General features: G+C 57.8%; 13 protein-coding genes and 1 pseudogene. 11 read left to right on the forward strand and 3 right to left on the reverse strand.

Annotated elements, in window-relative coordinates; genetic code table 11:
• Positions 1-141 precede the first annotated feature (141 nt).
• The 6 genes from AC1DNW_RS18655 (at position 142) to AC1DNW_RS18680 (ending at position 5,463) form a co-directional block, all read left to right on the forward strand.
• A complete protein-coding gene (locus tag AC1DNW_RS18655; RefSeq protein ID WP_477854002.1) occupies positions 142-531 on the forward strand; it encodes a GFA family protein in 390 nt (129 codons plus the stop codon).
• Positions 532-938: 407 nt separating this feature from the next.
• The gene (locus AC1DNW_RS18660) at positions 939-1,583 is read left to right on the forward strand and encodes a lysophospholipid acyltransferase family protein (protein WP_477854003.1); all 645 of its coding nucleotides are present in this window, start codon (positions 939-941) and stop codon (positions 1,581-1,583) included.
• Positions 1,580-2,527 (forward strand): phosphatidate cytidylyltransferase, encoded by a 948-nt coding sequence (locus AC1DNW_RS18665; protein ID WP_113309033.1) that lies wholly within the window; start codon positions 1,580-1,582, stop codon positions 2,525-2,527. The genes AC1DNW_RS18660 and AC1DNW_RS18665 overlap by 4 nt, the downstream gene beginning before the upstream one ends.
• On the forward strand, positions 2,527-2,922 hold the full coding sequence (locus AC1DNW_RS18670) for a hypothetical protein (RefSeq protein WP_477854004.1): 396 nt from the start codon (positions 2,527-2,529) through the stop codon (positions 2,920-2,922). Before AC1DNW_RS18665 ends, AC1DNW_RS18670 begins: the two co-directional genes overlap by 1 nt.
• Complete coding sequence (locus AC1DNW_RS18675; RefSeq protein ID WP_477854005.1) at positions 2,919-3,560, forward strand: CDP-alcohol phosphatidyltransferase family protein; 642 nt, start codon at positions 2,919-2,921, stop codon at positions 3,558-3,560. The genes AC1DNW_RS18670 and AC1DNW_RS18675 overlap by 4 nt, the downstream gene beginning before the upstream one ends.
• Before the next feature lie 307 nt (positions 3,561-3,867).
• Positions 3,868-5,463 (forward strand): serine hydrolase domain-containing protein, encoded by a 1,596-nt coding sequence (locus AC1DNW_RS18680; RefSeq protein ID WP_477854006.1) that lies wholly within the window; start codon positions 3,868-3,870, stop codon positions 5,461-5,463.
• 174 nt (positions 5,464-5,637) lie between these two features.
• On the opposite strand, the gene AC1DNW_RS18685 is transcribed toward AC1DNW_RS18680, so the two are convergent.
• Positions 5,638-6,345 (reverse strand): LuxR C-terminal-related transcriptional regulator, encoded by a 708-nt coding sequence (locus AC1DNW_RS18685; protein WP_477854074.1) that lies wholly within the window; start codon positions 6,343-6,345, stop codon positions 5,638-5,640.
• 1,046 nt (positions 6,346-7,391) lie between these two features.
• The gene (locus AC1DNW_RS18690) at positions 7,392-8,480 is read right to left on the reverse strand and encodes a hypothetical protein (RefSeq protein ID WP_115037803.1); all 1,089 of its coding nucleotides are present in this window, start codon (positions 8,478-8,480) and stop codon (positions 7,392-7,394) included.
• A gap of 577 nt (positions 8,481-9,057) precedes the next feature.
• Between AC1DNW_RS18690 and AC1DNW_RS18695 the strand changes: the two genes are divergently transcribed.
• From AC1DNW_RS18695 to AC1DNW_RS18715, 5 genes and pseudogenes are all read left to right on the forward strand, one after another.
• The gene (locus AC1DNW_RS18695) at positions 9,058-9,630 is read left to right on the forward strand and encodes a PE-PGRS family protein (RefSeq protein WP_113298626.1); all 573 of its coding nucleotides are present in this window, start codon (positions 9,058-9,060) and stop codon (positions 9,628-9,630) included.
• 105 nt (positions 9,631-9,735) lie between these two features.
• Complete coding sequence (locus AC1DNW_RS18700) at positions 9,736-11,451, forward strand: type I secretion system permease/ATPase (RefSeq protein WP_477854007.1); 1,716 nt, start codon at positions 9,736-9,738, stop codon at positions 11,449-11,451.
• 14 nt (positions 11,452-11,465) lie between these two features.
• Entirely contained in the window at positions 11,466-12,911 is a 1,446-nt protein-coding gene (locus AC1DNW_RS18705) for an HlyD family type I secretion periplasmic adaptor subunit (protein WP_477854008.1), read from the forward strand.
• Positions 12,912-12,918: 7 nt separating this feature from the next.
• A pseudogene (locus AC1DNW_RS18710) lies at positions 12,919-13,176 on the forward strand (transposase); the annotation flags it as partial.
• A gap of 462 nt (positions 13,177-13,638) precedes the next feature.
• Positions 13,639-14,193: a hypothetical protein gene (locus AC1DNW_RS18715; RefSeq protein WP_477854075.1), complete on the forward strand. Its 555-nt coding sequence runs from the start codon at positions 13,639-13,641 to the stop codon at positions 14,191-14,193.
• A 238-nt stretch (positions 14,194-14,431) separates the two neighbouring features.
• Here AC1DNW_RS18715 and AC1DNW_RS18720 read toward each other — a convergent pair whose 3' ends face one another.
• Positions 14,432-15,493, reverse strand: a complete 1,062-nt coding sequence (locus AC1DNW_RS18720; protein ID WP_477854009.1) for an Ldh family oxidoreductase — start codon at positions 15,491-15,493, stop codon at positions 14,432-14,434.
• Between the last annotated feature and the right edge of the window lie 12 nt (positions 15,494-15,505).

Raw genomic sequence — 15,505 nt, forward strand, 5'->3', positions numbered from 1 at the left:
CGCAAAGTCGACGTGGACCAAGGCAGGGCCCGATCTGCACACGGACGGTACCTCAAAGGCGTCTTTAAGCATTCGCATCGAGCGCCAAGTGAACCTTCCTTCGGCGAAATCGGTTCTATTGATTACAGACGGAAAACGACAATGGAGGAAACCATGGCTCGTCATGGCGGCTGCCTGTGTGGCGCGGTTCGATATCAGGTGGCGGGAGAGCCATATCGCATCGGTCTTTGCCACTGCGCTGATTGTCGGAAAGAAAGCGGATCGTCCTTCACATCCTTCGCCCACTGGTCACGCGACGCATTCTTATTTTCCGGCCATATCGAGACCTACAAGGGGCGCAGCTTCTGCCCTCGATGCGGCAGCAGGCTGTTCTGCCTGAACGATAACGACGTCGAGATACGCTTGGGCTCGCTTGACGCTGCGCCTGCCCGACTCCTTCCGGAAATTGAGGTCTGGACGAAGAGGCGCGAACCTTGGCTGCAGCCGCTAAACGGGACAACTMAGCATGTCGAAGACACGCCTCCGGAGTAGAGCGACTGTTCCCGGCTCGGCAGAGCTTGGATTGGTCTCACCGTTCGAGAGCTGCGATGGCATGTGGAATGTCGTCAAAGCACTCTTGACGGTCATGTCGCCCCTTATCGCTGACTGGGTGCTCAAACGCAGTTTGGTCTCAGTTGGGTATTGAATATCCAGTGATAAATGAGTTTCAACAACCAATCGCGCAATTTACGGTCGTTTCATCAGTTCATGATTATGTACACGACGCCTCGGGTCTGAGCAGCGGCAACTGAGTGGCCTTCTCGATCTCCACCGGCTTCGGCCGGAGCCCGACGACCCGACTACTCCTTTCGGTTGAAAACCTGCAAAGCTCCTTCCTTCCGCCGATGACGATGCTAGAGTTTCGACTAGTGACCCGGCTAACATCGACAGAGTGGTGAATGAAGGCATTGCTTACAAAAGCCGCGGCGACGGTCATCGTACTGTTCGCCCGCGCGGTCACGGCGGTCCGCGCCGTGTGGCCCGAGGGAGGGCTGCCTTCCCGCCCCTGCGTTTATTATGCCAACCACTCCAGTCACGGCGATTTCGTTCTGGTCTGGACGGTATTGCCGCCAAGACTGCGTCATCGGGCTCGTCCGGTGGCAGGGGCCGAATATTGGCTGAAATCCTGGCTCAATCGCTTCATCGGCAGCGATGTCTTCAATGCGGTGCTGATCGCGAGGGATCGGGACAAGCGGACGGAAGATCCCGTTACGCAGATGGCCTCGGCCATCGATGACGGTTCGTCCCTCATTCTCTTCCCTGAGGGTACGCGAAACCAGTCCGATGCCCGGCTCCTTCCGTTCAAAAGCGGCATTTTCCATCTGGCCGTGGCGCGCCCTGATGTCGATCTAGTGCCGGTCTGGATCAGCAATCTGAACCGCGTCATGCCAAAGGGTGAGATCGTTCCGATACCGCTGATCTGCACTGTGACCTTCGGCAGCGCTTTGCAGATCGCGCCGGGTGAAGACAGGGATGTTTTTCTTGAACGGATGCAGGCCGMTCTCCTGGCTCTGTCTCCGAACACTGTAGGCGGTGGGGAATGAGTGGCGCGAATTCCGATCTTATGACGCTCGTAGCCGGAATCTTCGGCGTGCTCATCGTTGCGTCAGTCATCGGTTACATATTGCAACAACGCCTCTCGCCGAATGGTTCGAACGCAGCTGTCGAAAACCTCAACGCGCGGATCAAGGCCTGGTGGGTCATGGTCATCCTGATCGGCATCGCTTTCATAGCGGGCCGTATCGGCGTCTTGATCCTGTTTGGCTTCTGTTCATTCGCAGCACTTCGCGAATTCGTAACCCTCATCAATACCCGAAGGGCGGATCATTGGGCGCTTGCGGCAGCCTTCTTCGTCGTCGTTCCGATCCAGTATTTTCTGCTCTGGGCTGAACAATACGGCATCTTTTCGATCTTCATCCCCGTCTATGCCTTCCTGCTGATGCCGATCATCTCGGTACTCCGAGGCGATACGGAGCGCTTTCTCGTTCGCATCGCGGAGGTACAGTGGGCCCTGATGATCTGTGTCTTCTGCGCTTCCCATGTACCTGCACTGCTGACCTTGAAGATACCGGGATATGAGGGGCGCAATGTGCTGCTGATCGCCTTTCTGGTCATCGTCGTCCAGCTTAGCGATGTCCTGCAATATGTCTGGGGCAAACTGTTCGGGCACACGAAGATTGCGCCAAGACTGTCGCCATCGAAAACGGTCGAAGGCTTTGTCGGTGGGATCATAAGCGCGACGCTGATTGGGACAGGCCTTTGGTGGATTACACCATTTGCCCCGCTTCAGGCGGGGCTGCTCGCCTTGGTCATCACCCTGATGGGCTTCTTCGGTGGCCTGGTCATGTCGGCGATCAAACGCGACCGCGGTGTCAAGGACTGGGGCAATCTCATCGAGGGCCATGGCGGATTGATCGACAGACTGGATTCCGTCGTCTTCTCGGCACCCATCTTCTTCCATCTTACCCGTTACTGGTGGTCGCTCTGATGCCTGTTGTCCTGCAACGTCTGTTGCGCAGCGGTGTGGTACACGTCCTGTTCGCTTTTCTGGCGATGGGCAGCTGGGCCGTCTTCGCCAATCGCGTTCATACCATGCCAGCGCCGCTCTATGCCGGTCTTGTGCAGGGGACGATATCCGCCTGCATGACGCTTTTCCTGAAATCGGTGATTGACTGGCTTTCCAGCCGCTTCAGCGGTTCAGCACGATTTTGGGCGCCACCGCTGATCGCCTGCCTTGGCTCGGCCAGCATTCTCGCGGCGATCCACGCGGCGAGCGGCACACCGGAGATACTCCGGACCATCGCGCTGCCGCTGCTGGTGTCGACGACGTATGCTGCAATCTACAATTATTCGATCTCCACAAGACGAGGTTTTGACACATGATGGAGACAGGAGACAGGAGACCTCTGGCGAGCCGCAATACCCGCTGGGCGGGCGCAATTGCCCGATGGATGGCCGCGCGGGCCATCACGCCGAACCAGATTTCGCAAGCCAGCATGCTGGCGGCAGCAATCGCCGGCGGCGCTTTCTATCTGGCGGGACAGACAACAGGCCTGCCACGTGCCTGCTACCTGTTGCTGGCCGTTCTATTCTGCCAGGCACGCCTCCTTTGCAATCTGTTCGACGGCATGGTCGCCGTCGAAGGCGGAAAGGGAGAGGCTGACGGTCCTTTCTGGAACGAGTTTCCGGATCGCATCGCCGATCTGATGATATTCGCCGGCGTTGGATATGGAATCGGTATGCCGGGCCTGGGCTGGGAGGCCGGCGCCTTCGCTGTGTTGACAGCCTATGTCCGCGAACTCGGTCGCGCCACCGGCAATCCCAGCGACTTCTCTGGCCCGATGGCAAAGCAGCATCGGATGGCGGCGGTAACGGCGGCGGCGTTGGTATCCCTTCTCGAGCCATTGTGGGGCGGGCAAAATCAGATCCTGATGATCGGACTCTGGGTAATAGCGCTGGGAGCAGCCCTTACAACGATCCGCCGCTCGAAGACATTGGTCACGCGTCTCAAGCTTCGCTGACGAAGTGGTCATGGGGATTTCGGCGTCGCCGGTCTCGACAGTCGTCAGGCGCCTTCCGGTTCTCTCATTGCCAGGCCTGGCCAGAGCGCGCCGATCGGAGCGAAGGCCGAGGACGGTATCGTCGTTGACATAAGCGCGAGAGCGCAGCCAAAGCGGCCGGTATCCATGTCAGCCAGCTCTTCCGCTAGCGCAAGGGCCGCCGTCCCGGAAGATTCCTCTCTCAGTCCGCAGCTTTTCATTTTCCGCGCCTTGCAATTGCGTCAGCTCTCCGCTTCCTTGCTGTACGAAAATGTTTTGGGAGGCACGGATGAGGGAATTCGAACGCGTCGATCAACTGTTCGAGGCCTGGAACAATCAAGAGTCGCCCGGCTGCGCGGTTGCGGTCATACGCGATGGGGATATTGTCCATAAGCGCGGCTTCGGCATGGCCAATCTGGCCCATGGCATCGCGATCGGGCCGTCCACTGTCTTTCATTCGGCATCCGTCTCCAAACAGTTCGCGGCATTTGCAATCCTGCTGCTGTCAGCCGAAGGAAAACTGTCCCTTGACGATGCCGTGCGGAAATACGTGCCCGACCTGCCTGATTTCGGCGCGCCGATCACCCTGCGACATCTGCTCCACCATACCAGCGGCATCCGCGATCATTGGGAATTGCTGTCCCTCGCAGGCTGGCGTTACTCCAAGGACTTGATCACCGACGACGACATCCTTGCCGTCGTCTCCCGCCAGCAGGATCTGAACTTCCAGCCGGGCGACGAACATCTCTATTGCAACACGGGTTATGCCTTACTGGCGCAAGCCGTGAAGACGGTCAGCGGCCAGTCCCTGCGTGCCTTTAGCTCGGCCCGGATTTTCGAACCCCTCGGGATGCGCAATACGTTCTTTCGCGACAACTATGCCGAGGTCGTCAGGAATGTCGCCGACGGTTATGTGGAGACGGAATGCGGAGTAGAGATCTCGAACACCAATTTCGACACGGCAGGCGCGACCAGCCTGCTGACGACAGTCGAAGATCTCGCGCTTTGGGACGAAAATTTTTACCATCGGCGCGTAGGAGGGCCAGACGTCATCGCAAAGATGCTCGAACGCGGCCGGCTGAACGATGGCAGTGAAATCGGCTATGCCGCGGGCCTCGGCATCGGTACCTATCGCGGCATAACGATCGTCGAACATACCGGCGGCGATGCCGGCTTCCGCTCCGATCTCATCCGTTTTCCCGAGCAGCATTTCTCCGTGGCGATCCTCGCCAATTTCGGGTCGATCGTGCCCAGCGCCCTCGTCCGACGGATCGCCGATATCTACCTCGCGGATGTGTTGCAGCCGGTACCGGAACCTGCGCCGAGCAGGTTTCCACAGCCCGACGCGGATGCATTGGAACTGCTCACCGGCTATTACGCCGAGGCGCGACTAGCCGGCCGGGTCGCCCGCCTCGCGACGCATGATGGGAAGTTGCTGGGCGGCTACGACATCGAGTATGATGGCTATGCCCTTGAAGCAGTGGATGATCGTCGCTTCCGTTTCAGCGATTTCCCAAACAGTGAGATCGAGCTGGAGCAACAAGAAGGTCAGCCGGCGACCGAGCTTACGTCCTATGTCGACGGCAAGCGCGGCTACCAATACCGGCGATTGCCTGCATATACGCCTTCACCAACGGAGCTTGCCGACCTGGCCGGCTCCTATCGTCCGGTCGAAAACGACATGCCCTATGAAGTGAAGGTCAGGGAGGCGGGCTTGGTGTTCAGATCTTTGAAATCCCGAGAAATCTCGCTGACTGCAGTCGCTCCGGATCATTTTCTCGGTGATGGCGACCGGTTCACCTTCACCCGCGACGGAGACGGCCGGGTCACCGGCGTGCTGATGAACAGCGGTCGCGTCCGCAATTTCCGCTTCGAACGGCTTTGATCCGCTCGCTTGTGGCACACAACCGTTCAGTTTGACTTTTCGGGCGTCGCAGGATCGGCTTCCGCCTTGAAAGGACGTGAACCAACGACCCCGTCGTCCGAATATGCGAGGCGCGTGAAAAGCAAAATTTGTGGTGATTTCGTTTGGTTCGTAAGGTCGTCGCTTCGCCGCCGCCTAACTCGGCGAGGCGTCATGACCGCCGGCGGCTCTTTGACCTAAGCGGGCAACAACTTCAGTGCGGTTCTGCGCCTGCAACTTGCGCATTATGTGTTGCAAATGCATCTTCACCGTATGTCCCGATAAATTGAGTTTTCCGGCAATTACCTTGTTTGAGCAGCCGGATTGCAACTCTGCGAGGACATCAGCTTCCCGGGGAGTGAAATCGGCAATCGCCAGGTACTGCATCCTGTCATCCAAGCTTTTTTCGGCCTCGCTTCTGGCCGGACCATGCTCGTTTGAGCCGTTTRTAACAGCTCCCAACAGCTGCGGGAAAAATGTTCCTCCTGCCAGAACGAGACGAAGACCGGCGAGGGCAATGTCAATCGGCAGTGAAGTCGAGAAAAAGCCGCGGATACCCATCTTGAGCGCCTKACGGGCTATGTCGACGTCGTCGGTACCTGAGAGCAACGTGATAGAAGCCTCGGGAAAACGTGCAGCAATTGCCGCGAGGTCATCCCGCAGGCTGGTGCTCTCGACACCTCTACCGGCGAGATCTAGTGCAATCAAGCGCACCTCAGCTCCAAGAGCTCGGTCGAGGCTCTCGGTCGAGACCAGATCGATAAAACTCCAACCGGCGAGTTCACGCTCGAGAAGCTTCACCACGGTGGTGCGCGCCAGTGTAGAATGCTCAATAACGATCACAGTTGGTGCATTGCGCCCCATACGGCGCTTAGGTTTAACACTGTCGGACACTTGCGTGCTCCCCGGAATATTTGCAACCCAACAGTTTTGGATACTATTCCTGTTCTCGCTTCATGTCATGATAAAAAGCGAGTGTATTTTCGATATCAATAGTCTGATCTCTCATGATAATTCTTATAGTCTATAAAGCTTCATCGAGAGATAACTGGGCTTGCAGAGCATGTTGAAAAGCTTGTTTCGAGGATCTGCTGAATCGACTTGTCGCTGCAGACTTTCCAGTCTCCGCCCAATTGACGTACGGCAAGCAAGTCAACAAAGCTTTCAAAGGCACTGAAAAGGCAGCCGATCTACTACAGACCCTTTCCGGAAAGAGCCGTTGGATATAACGAGCTGCCGATCAGCTCGGCTTTGTTTCCATTTCTCAATTCAAAGCAGGTGCAGACCTCGACAGTGAAAGCGACTAACGCGAAAAGTGACACAAGCGTGAGATCGCTGATAACCCGTTATGATTATTGAAAAACTCGGCTCTGGCGACGCATAAATACCAGTTAGCATCGTTTTCACTCAGGCAGCACTGCGCCGGTACCCGCAGATGCAGGCCGGAGGCAACTGCCTCGCCGCCGAAATCCAAAGCATGTCACCCAAAAGTGTACAGCGGTTTTGCGACGACGACATGCGAAAACAAAGGCCTACGCATCGGCCCRAAAATCGGAATCGATTTGCGGGCCGGTGCGTAGATTAAAAGAGTTAGAGGTCCTTAGCGCGTCCGAATGGACGCACGGCGTTCTAAAGTGTGGCAAGCGAATCTGAAAGATTGTGACACGCCTTAAAGCAATGCGGATAGGTCATGGTGGAATGTTCGGCGTCTCAATGAGCCGGCCGTGGCCATGTCGGCCCGGGAGACGAAAGCCGGGCGGAGGAAGCAATTCGACATATGGCYTGAAATGGCACGAAGAACAGTCTCGTGCAATTGAGCCTCCGCAAAGCAAGTGGGGAGTCCATCCGCTAGAGTATTGTTTTCACGCGATTCCGAACGCAAACCGCTGCACGCTTTTGCTGGAGTTGCGCTAGCTATGCATGAAGCCCAGAATGTCGTCTACGAGAGCCGAATGGGCGTCCGTGAGGTTGCCCCCGCCGCCATGGCCCCCGATGCCGGCCAGCTGAAGCGCATCCTGATCATAGAGAACGTGATCGATCTGTTGGGCGTCTGCCGTGCCACCGGCGGGAACGGCAATGTTGATGGGATGGAAATAGGCGAAATTGACGTCAACCATGCTGCCGGTTGACGATCCAACCCCGCCACCGCCGCCCGCGTGGTTACCGGTAAAAATCGTGTCTGACGACAGGTTGAAGCCACCGCCATCGCCGCCGATGCCGGCGATCTGCACAGTGCCCTGATCGAAAATGACATTGTTTGTCTGATGAGCCTGCGCCGAGCCGCCTGCGGCGCCGATAGCGATGTTGATCGGCGAGAAGATCGCTATGCTGACGTCGACCATGCTGCCGACGAAATATCCATCGCCGCCGTGGCCCGCATAATAGTCGCCGGTCAATGTCAGCGCAGTTCCCGGGCTCATCGACGGGCCATGGCCCGCAACGTTATGGTCTCCGCCCGAGCCACCCATACCGCCAATCTGGGTTGCGCCCTGCAGGAACAGTGCATTGTTGGATTGCTCGGAGTGAGCCGTGGCACCGGGGCCGGCAGCCACAGCAGCATTCACGGGGGCAAACAGCGCGACTTCGGTGCTGACGAGTCCGCCGTAGAAGAGCCCATTGCCCCCGCCGCCGGCATGACTGCCGCCATCACCGCCGCCGATGGCAACATTTCCGCTTCCACCATTCCCCCCAATTCCAGCCATTTCGGTGGGATGCTGATTGATGAGCGCGTTGTTGCCCTGAAAGGCGTCGACACTCGAATGAGGTCCAGCAATAGCGGCATTGGACGGCATGAAGACGGCCAATGCGTTGCTGCTGATCACGCCTTCGCTTATCCCGTCACCACCGCTACCGGCCGACGTATAGCTCGGACCTGAAGCGACATCCAACGGAAGCCAGGTCGGCACCAGCGCCAGATGCCCCGCGGCCACATTTGAAGCGAGGTTTTGATCGGTGCCCGCTTTGGGCACGTCTTCCAGTAAGGGACGAGTTTCCGTCATTACCGTCTCCGTTCCGCGTCCGACCGCGCGTCCATCGGGCGTGCAGCACATGCAGCCTGAATTTTTCAGCATTGTGCCTCTGAACGTCAGAAAAGCAGAGCCTGCAATTCGTCTACATCCCCGCGGCTAGTACCGTAGCCATTTGGCTGTCATGGCCGGAGCGTCCCATTGTCCGGGTTCGAGAGCACCATCCGTCTTCGGACGAAAGGTCCTGCAGCTTGCACCCACTTTCTCGCGGCGGACATGAAAGTTTTGCAGCCTCGAACAGGATCTCTTCCGCCAGGCGCAGGCTGATCAAAACCCCGCAATACTGCCGGTTCGCCCGGACGGCCGTGCTTCGAAGAGCGGCGTCGCTTCGACGAAGTCGGACCACCAGATACCAATCCAAAGCAACGCCTTATCATCTCCAAGTATACGCCCAAAGGAACGTCGCCGAATATCTAGATAGTTCGCAGATTAAATCGCGAGCAATATTCGCCCGCGGTTGTATTGGCTGGCGGTGATAACGAATACCCACGCCGTAAGGTGGACGCCGTAAAAGGTTCACGGACGAAACGAAGTAGAAGGAGTGACATCAATGCCTATTCCACAAATGTCTGACACGATTTATCTCAACAACCCGGATGCGGGCGACGCCAATGCCGGCAACGGCGGTGATGGCCACAACGGTGGCAACATTAACTACAACCCGGTTGCATATGTAGACCCCGTGCAAACGGTCTACGGAGCAACCACCGATGTGCATAACGGCGATCACGTCTGGCAGGGGGCAGATTGGGACGCCGGCGGCGGTGGAGCCGGTGGCTTCAGCCAGGCCCAGAACGGTTTCCTGGCATCGCTCACCAGCGGCGCTGGCGGCGCTGGTGGAGATTCACACTCCAACGGCGATCAAGGAAACACGAGCGGCGGCGATACGGCTGCGGTGGCTGCGGCGACGACCGCGACACAGTATACGCAGCTCGTGGCCGATCAGCACGCCACCATCCTCGCAGGCGTCGGCGGTAACGGCGGCAACGGGAACAACGCTCTGGGCGGCGATATCTCGTCAGCTTTGGTTCACACCGATCCCGAAACGACGACGGTGAACAATGCTCTCGATCATTTCATCAACGCCTTCGGCCATATCGACGTCAGCCATCTTGGCTCATGAACTCATTCGCCTTGAGGGTCGCCGGTTTCGGCTGGCGACCCTGATCATTTGCTGAACCAGCAAGCAGCCTCTTCTTGTCAGTATCAAATGCAGCGAGATCTGATAATGGCAACGATTTCTACAAAGCCATCGCGCCCGCAGACACATCTCGTTGTCGCGCTCCGAGCTTGTGCAGGAGCCTTCACGTTGGTCTTCCTCTATAGCTGCGGCTACAATCTCTTTCTTCTGGCGCCTTCCATCTACCTCCTGCAGATCTATGACAGGGTCCTGTCGAGCCGAAGCTCTGACACGCTCCTGATGCTGACGTTGATCATCGCCGTCGCGGTGCTGGTCGGGTCCATGCTCGATATCGTGCGCAGGGCAGCTCTTTCGCGCATCGGGAGCTGGCTGGACCACAGGCTGCGGCCCGTGGTGCTGACCGCATCATTCGAATATGCCGCTCGCGCCGATACGGGAGCCGCCACGGAATGCTACAGGGATCTGGCCGCATTGCGCCAGTTCCTCGATTCACCGGCCAGCTCGCTGTTTTTTGACGTTCCCTGGGCGCCGCTATTCCTGCTCCTGCTCTTTCTTGTTCATCCGCTGCTCGGGACCATCGGTCTTCTGAGCGCATTTGCGCTTCTGCTGTTTGCATTCCTGACGGAACTGGCGACGCGAGAGCCGCTTGGCCAGGCCAATCTTGCCCTTTCGAGGAGCTATTTGCGATTTGCGACCGCCCTCAAAAACATCGAGGTTATCAGGGCGATGGGCATGCAGGATGGCGCAGCGCAGATCGTCTATCGCGATGCGGAAATGGCAAGAAGGTCGCAGGACATCGCGATGCATCGCACGGAGATCATTCTTGGTTTCTCCAAATCGATCCGCACACTCGCGCAGATCCTCATGATGGGATCGGCGACATGGCTGGTGCTCGCCAACAATGGCAGCCCCGGAATCATCTTCGTTGCCAGCCTGCTGCTCGGACGCGGRCTCGCGCCGATCGAGGGCGCAATAGGGGCATGGCGCGCCTTCACGTATGCGCGCAATGCCTTTAATCGTCTGAACAATATGCTGATAACAGTTGCATCGGGATCCGATGCCCGAATGGTGCCGGTACCGGAACCCGGTGGCCTCGTTCTCGATAACGTCAGCTATATCAAGCCATTCGCCAATCAGCCAATATTGACGGATATCACCTTGCGCCTGGCACCTGGCGATTGCGTAGCGCTTATCGGTCCGTCCGGATCGGGAAAATCGACACTTGGACGCGTCATAGCAGGCGTTGTGCAGGCGACGAGCGGATGTGCTCTTCTCGGTGGGGTCGATATCTCGGCTCTACGCCTTTGCGGCGGGACCCGCCACGTCGGATACCTGCCGCAGGACATCGAACTCTTCGGCGGAGCAATCAAGGATGTGATCGGCCGGCTGGACGGGGGAGATCCCGGCAAGGCGATCGACGCCGCAAAGCTGGTCGGATTGCACGAAGCGATCATGCGGCTCCCCCGGGGTTATGAGACCGATATCGGTGAAGGGGGAAACCTGCTCCTTCGAGCTCAGCGCCAGCAGCTGGGACTGRCACGGGCGGCCTATGGAAATCCATCTCTTATCGTTCTCGACGATCCGAATTCGAGCCTGGATTATGACGGCGAACGAATGCTGTTCATGGCAATCGAGCGCATGAAATCCAGGGGCATGACCATCGTCATCATAACGCACCGGATGGGGATCCTGCCGGTCACCAACAAGATTGCCGTCATGCGTAACGGGACCGTGGCTGCCTTCGGCGACAGTGAGCGGATTTATGAAACTTATCTTCAACCACCGTCTCGAACAAGAACATAGGGAAGGACGCTGCCATGACCCTTGTTCAACTGGACGCAAAGCCGGCGAGATCTTCAAATTGGTCAAGGACGGTCCAGCGGTTCGCTCGACGATCGACAGCGGCAACCAGGCAACAGACGGCCTATTCGTCTGATATCGGATCGCAACAGCGCGGGCTCGCCCCCCCTTCACCCATGCCGGGGCTCAGAGGCGTTGTTTGGACGGGTAACCTGTTGATCCTGGTCTTCATCGTCGGATTGGGGATCTGGTCGGTTCTGGCGCCGCTTAAAAGCGCTGCGATCGCATCGGGCGTCATCGAKCCGGAATCCAGCCKCAAGACCATTCAACATCTGGAAGGCGGGATCGTGCGACGGATACTCGTCAAAAACGGCGATGCGGTCACGGCCGGGGAAGTCGTCATAGAACTCGACGATACGAAATCTCGCTCGGAGCGCGACAGCATTCAAGGGCAACTTTGGGACGCCGAAGGAAGCCGCGCCCGCCTGCTTGCGGAGCAGACGGGCCGCGACAATGTCGCCTATCCCCAGGATCTCAGGGCAGCAATGGACAAATATCCTGCGGTCAGCGCGATTCTGACCGGGCAACAGAAAATTTTCGAAGCCCGTCGCCGGGTCATGCAGGCGGAAATCAGGATCACCAATGAAAAAATCGCGCAGGTGCGGCAGGAAATCGTCGGGCTTGGCGCGCAGAAGGCAGCACTGGCCGACAGAGTCACAATCTCGCAGCAGGAAATGGAACAGGTTGCGGTCCTCAACGCCAAAGGACTGGAAAAAAAGAGCCGGCTTCTCAACCTCGAGCGGGAAAAAGCAGACCTTGACGGCCAGCAGGGTGAAGTAGAGGCACAGATCTCTCGCGCCTACCAGGTGATCAGCGAATCACAGGCCGATCTCGCAAAGCTTGAGAGCGACCGGTTGAGCGAAGTCGCCCAAGGTATGCGCGATATGGAAAGTCGGATCATGCAACTGCGCGAGCGCTTGCGGGCGATCGACGACCAACTTTCAAGGACCGATATCCGAGCTCCCGAAGACGGAACAATCATGAATCTGYGCATCYACACATCAGGTGGAGTGATCGGCGCGGGCGAGCCGCTCGTCGATCTCTTGCCACGCTCCGATCGCCTTATCGTGTCTGTCCACGTGAGGCCGGAAGACATCAATCTCGTCCGTGTGGGGCTCGAGGCACAGGTTCATCTCCTTCCATACAATCAGCGGCGCGTTCCACTCCTGAAAGGTCGTGTCGAGTATGTTTCAGCGGACCGTCTCACCGATACGCAGAACGGCCAGCCCTACTTTGCCGCGACAATCCGTGTCACGGACGAGCGGTTGGCGAAAATGAATGATGTCGAACTGGTCGCGGGCATGCCCGCACAGACACTGATCGAAACGGGCAAAAGCAGCGTGGCGCTCTATGCCGYTAGACCACTCCTCGACAGTTTCAACAGAGCATTTCGCGAGGACTGACACGGTGATGGGCAAGAGAAAATTCGACGACGACCAGATTACCGGCATTCTGAAGGAGCACCAGGCCGGAGTGACGGTGGCAGATGTTTGCCACAGACACGGTATCAGCGAGCCGACCTTCTACCGGTGGCAATCCCTGCAGTTCCGAAATGTCGGTCTCGAAGCCAAAAGGGTGAGAGCACTGGAGGAAGAGAACCAGAAGCTCAAGAAGCTTTTGGCCGAGGCCATGCTCTCGGCGGCAACGCTCAGCGAGATGCTGGCGAAGACATCGAACGGGCGAAACTAACCTCTAAATGAGGGAGCGGGGCGAAGGATACGGCTGTATCTGCAGGCGTTCGAGCCCACCGTCCAGCTCTTGCCATCGCTTATTGGCAAAATCAACTTTCGCTAGAATGAAGTACTTATCGACAAAAAACAATTCACTATCCTGTACAATCATACGTTGACATCAACAGCGGGGCGCCTGAAGAGGATTCGTCAGGAATATTTCCTCAAGTTGCATTTCATTCATGTCCCGCGCGGATTCTTTCACACAACATCTTTCCCTCTCAAAGCCGACAGGTTTCCCTTTGACCCATCTCTTTCCAATGTAGGGCAGACGCCGCCACTTTCATGCAAGATACTGTTTATAAAAGATAAAATTATTATCGGTAAAGAAATTGGCAAGCTGCAAGAGCCGGCTGGCGATCTCCCAGACTTATCACTTCAACGTCCTMAGAGAGTTATCATGCGCCTATCACGGCTTCTCGTGGCCTTTCCTCTTTTTGTCCTCCTAACCTCTTGCGTAACCACGGATCCGAGGCTTGCGTCGGTGCTTCGGGAGACCTCTGTCACCCAAATCCGTGTGGAGACGGCGCCCGATATCAACATGGGAGGCTTCGACCGCACGCGAGCCGATCCACAACTACCAGCAGTCGTTCGCGCGCTCGATAATTCGCTGAACCGTGACGTTAAGGGAGTGCCGGACGGCAAGACAGCGAGCAGACTGATCGTCACCCTGCACATCGTCGATCTTTCCAGTAAAGCCGGACGCATCATTGCCGGCAATGACAGCTATATCTCCGGAACGGTTCGCTTGGAGGACGCAAAGACGGGCCGACTGATTGCTGAGGCCCAAAACATTCGCGGCGAAGACAAGGGAATTCGAGGTGACGGGGAGATCGGGATCGTCATAGCCATGGCGATCAATGCCGCGCAGTCTTCCCAGACAGAGGACGCTCTCGCGCAGAGACTGTCGGATGCCTTCAGCCGCAAGGTAAAAGCCTGGCTGACGCAAAAATAGATCCGACTTGCAACGCAGATGATTTGGGAATCCCGCGCCGGTTCCGCAAAACCATGAACCACTCTAACCGCGGGCTGCACTGCGATCGGCAGCGAGGTCTTCGCATCGCGGGGCAGCGTCGAGTGGATGCGGCTCGACACGCCCTGTCACCTCTCTCCAAACGAGACCCGTTCCGCAAGGAAGGTTCTGCGTCATCCACGACGCCATGGCGGCCGACAAAAACGTCCCGGTGCTTTCTTTACGCGGCGACGTCAGGAACAGGCACGCCTAGTAYCTCGGCATGTTTACAGAGCTTCTCCCAGGGCAAATMGCCGACCGGCACACCCTCTTCCAACGCCAAACGGCGCCGGCGCGCTGCGCTGTCACCCGGCATGCGGACGGGGCCATTGTTCCAGGGCGCCGGAGGATTATTGCGGCATGCGGTCGCAAGAAAGTCAGACTGCACTGTAAAGGCGTCCAGCCCGGCGAAAAAGGCGGGATCAATGACTTGCACAAAAGCGCTTTGCGAAAAGACACCGGATGGCGCATTCGCCCGCCCCTTGCCGGAAAGCCCCTGCCCCAGCAGTTCGACTATCAGGCTGAGACCAAACCCCTTGTGTCCCTTCAGCTGACCGCCGAGAGGCATCATCGTCCCGCCACGTTCGGTCACCTCGCGCGGATCGTCGGTCGGCTCGCCTGCGGCGGTGAAAGCCCAAGCCTCGGGAAATCTCTTGCCGGCCTTGGCCAAATTTTGCGTCATGGTCGTGGTGGTAATCGATGCCGAAACGTCGATCAGGATCGGATCCGTGGACGTCGGAAAGCCGGCAGCCATCGGGTTGGGCGTCAGTAGCGGCTTTGTGCCTCCATAAGGCGCAACACGGCTTGCGGCCGGGTGCGACACCGACAACTGTACGATGAGGCCCTGTTCGGTGACCTTTCGCATGAAGGCTGAAAGAGCACAGGTATGATGACAATTGCGGATTGCGGCGGTGACGACGCCATGATCGCGTACGCGTTCGCAGGCCTGGTTGATCGCCATAGTCAGCAGCCATGCGCCTGGTAACGATTTGCCGTCCCAAACAAAGGCTGCGCCACGGTCGTTGACGACCTCATAGCTGCCCGACTTTGCCAGCGAACCGTCTTCTAACGCCTCGACATACCAGTTCAGAAGGCTGACGCCATGCGTTTCATGGCCGATCATGTCGCCTTCCACCAGGATGGCGGCTGTCGTTTCGGCCTTGTCGGCCTCCATGCCCGCGCAGGTAAGTATTTGCTCGGCGAATTGGGTTAGGGCAATACGGTCGATCAGAGGCATGGGCATCCATCCGTCATA

The sequence above is a fragment of the Rhizobium sp. 05L429 genome (assembly GCF_056397645.1).

What these genes read in the sequence shown, in the direction of transcription:
- AC1DNW_RS18665 (WP_113309033.1), top strand. Translation starts at nt 1,580, where the DNA reads ATGAGTGGCGCGAATTCCGATCTTATGACGCTCGTAGCCGGAATCTTC.
- AC1DNW_RS18670 (WP_477854004.1), top strand. Translation starts at nt 2,527, where the DNA reads ATGCCTGTTGTCCTGCAACGTCTGTTGCGCAGCGGTGTGGTACACGTC.
- AC1DNW_RS18675 (WP_477854005.1), top strand. Translation starts at nt 2,919, where the DNA reads ATGATGGAGACAGGAGACAGGAGACCTCTGGCGAGCCGCAATACCCGC.
- AC1DNW_RS18680 (WP_477854006.1), top strand. Translation starts at nt 3,868, where the DNA reads ATGAGGGAATTCGAACGCGTCGATCAACTGTTCGAGGCCTGGAACAAT.
- AC1DNW_RS18690 (WP_115037803.1), bottom strand. Translation starts at nt 8,480, where the DNA reads ATGACGGAAACTCGTCCCTTACTGGAAGACGTGCCCAAAGCGGGCACC.
- AC1DNW_RS18695 (WP_113298626.1), top strand. Translation starts at nt 9,058, where the DNA reads ATGCCTATTCCACAAATGTCTGACACGATTTATCTCAACAACCCGGAT.
- AC1DNW_RS18715 (WP_477854075.1), top strand. Translation starts at nt 13,639, where the DNA reads ATGCGCCTATCACGGCTTCTCGTGGCCTTTCCTCTTTTTGTCCTCCTA.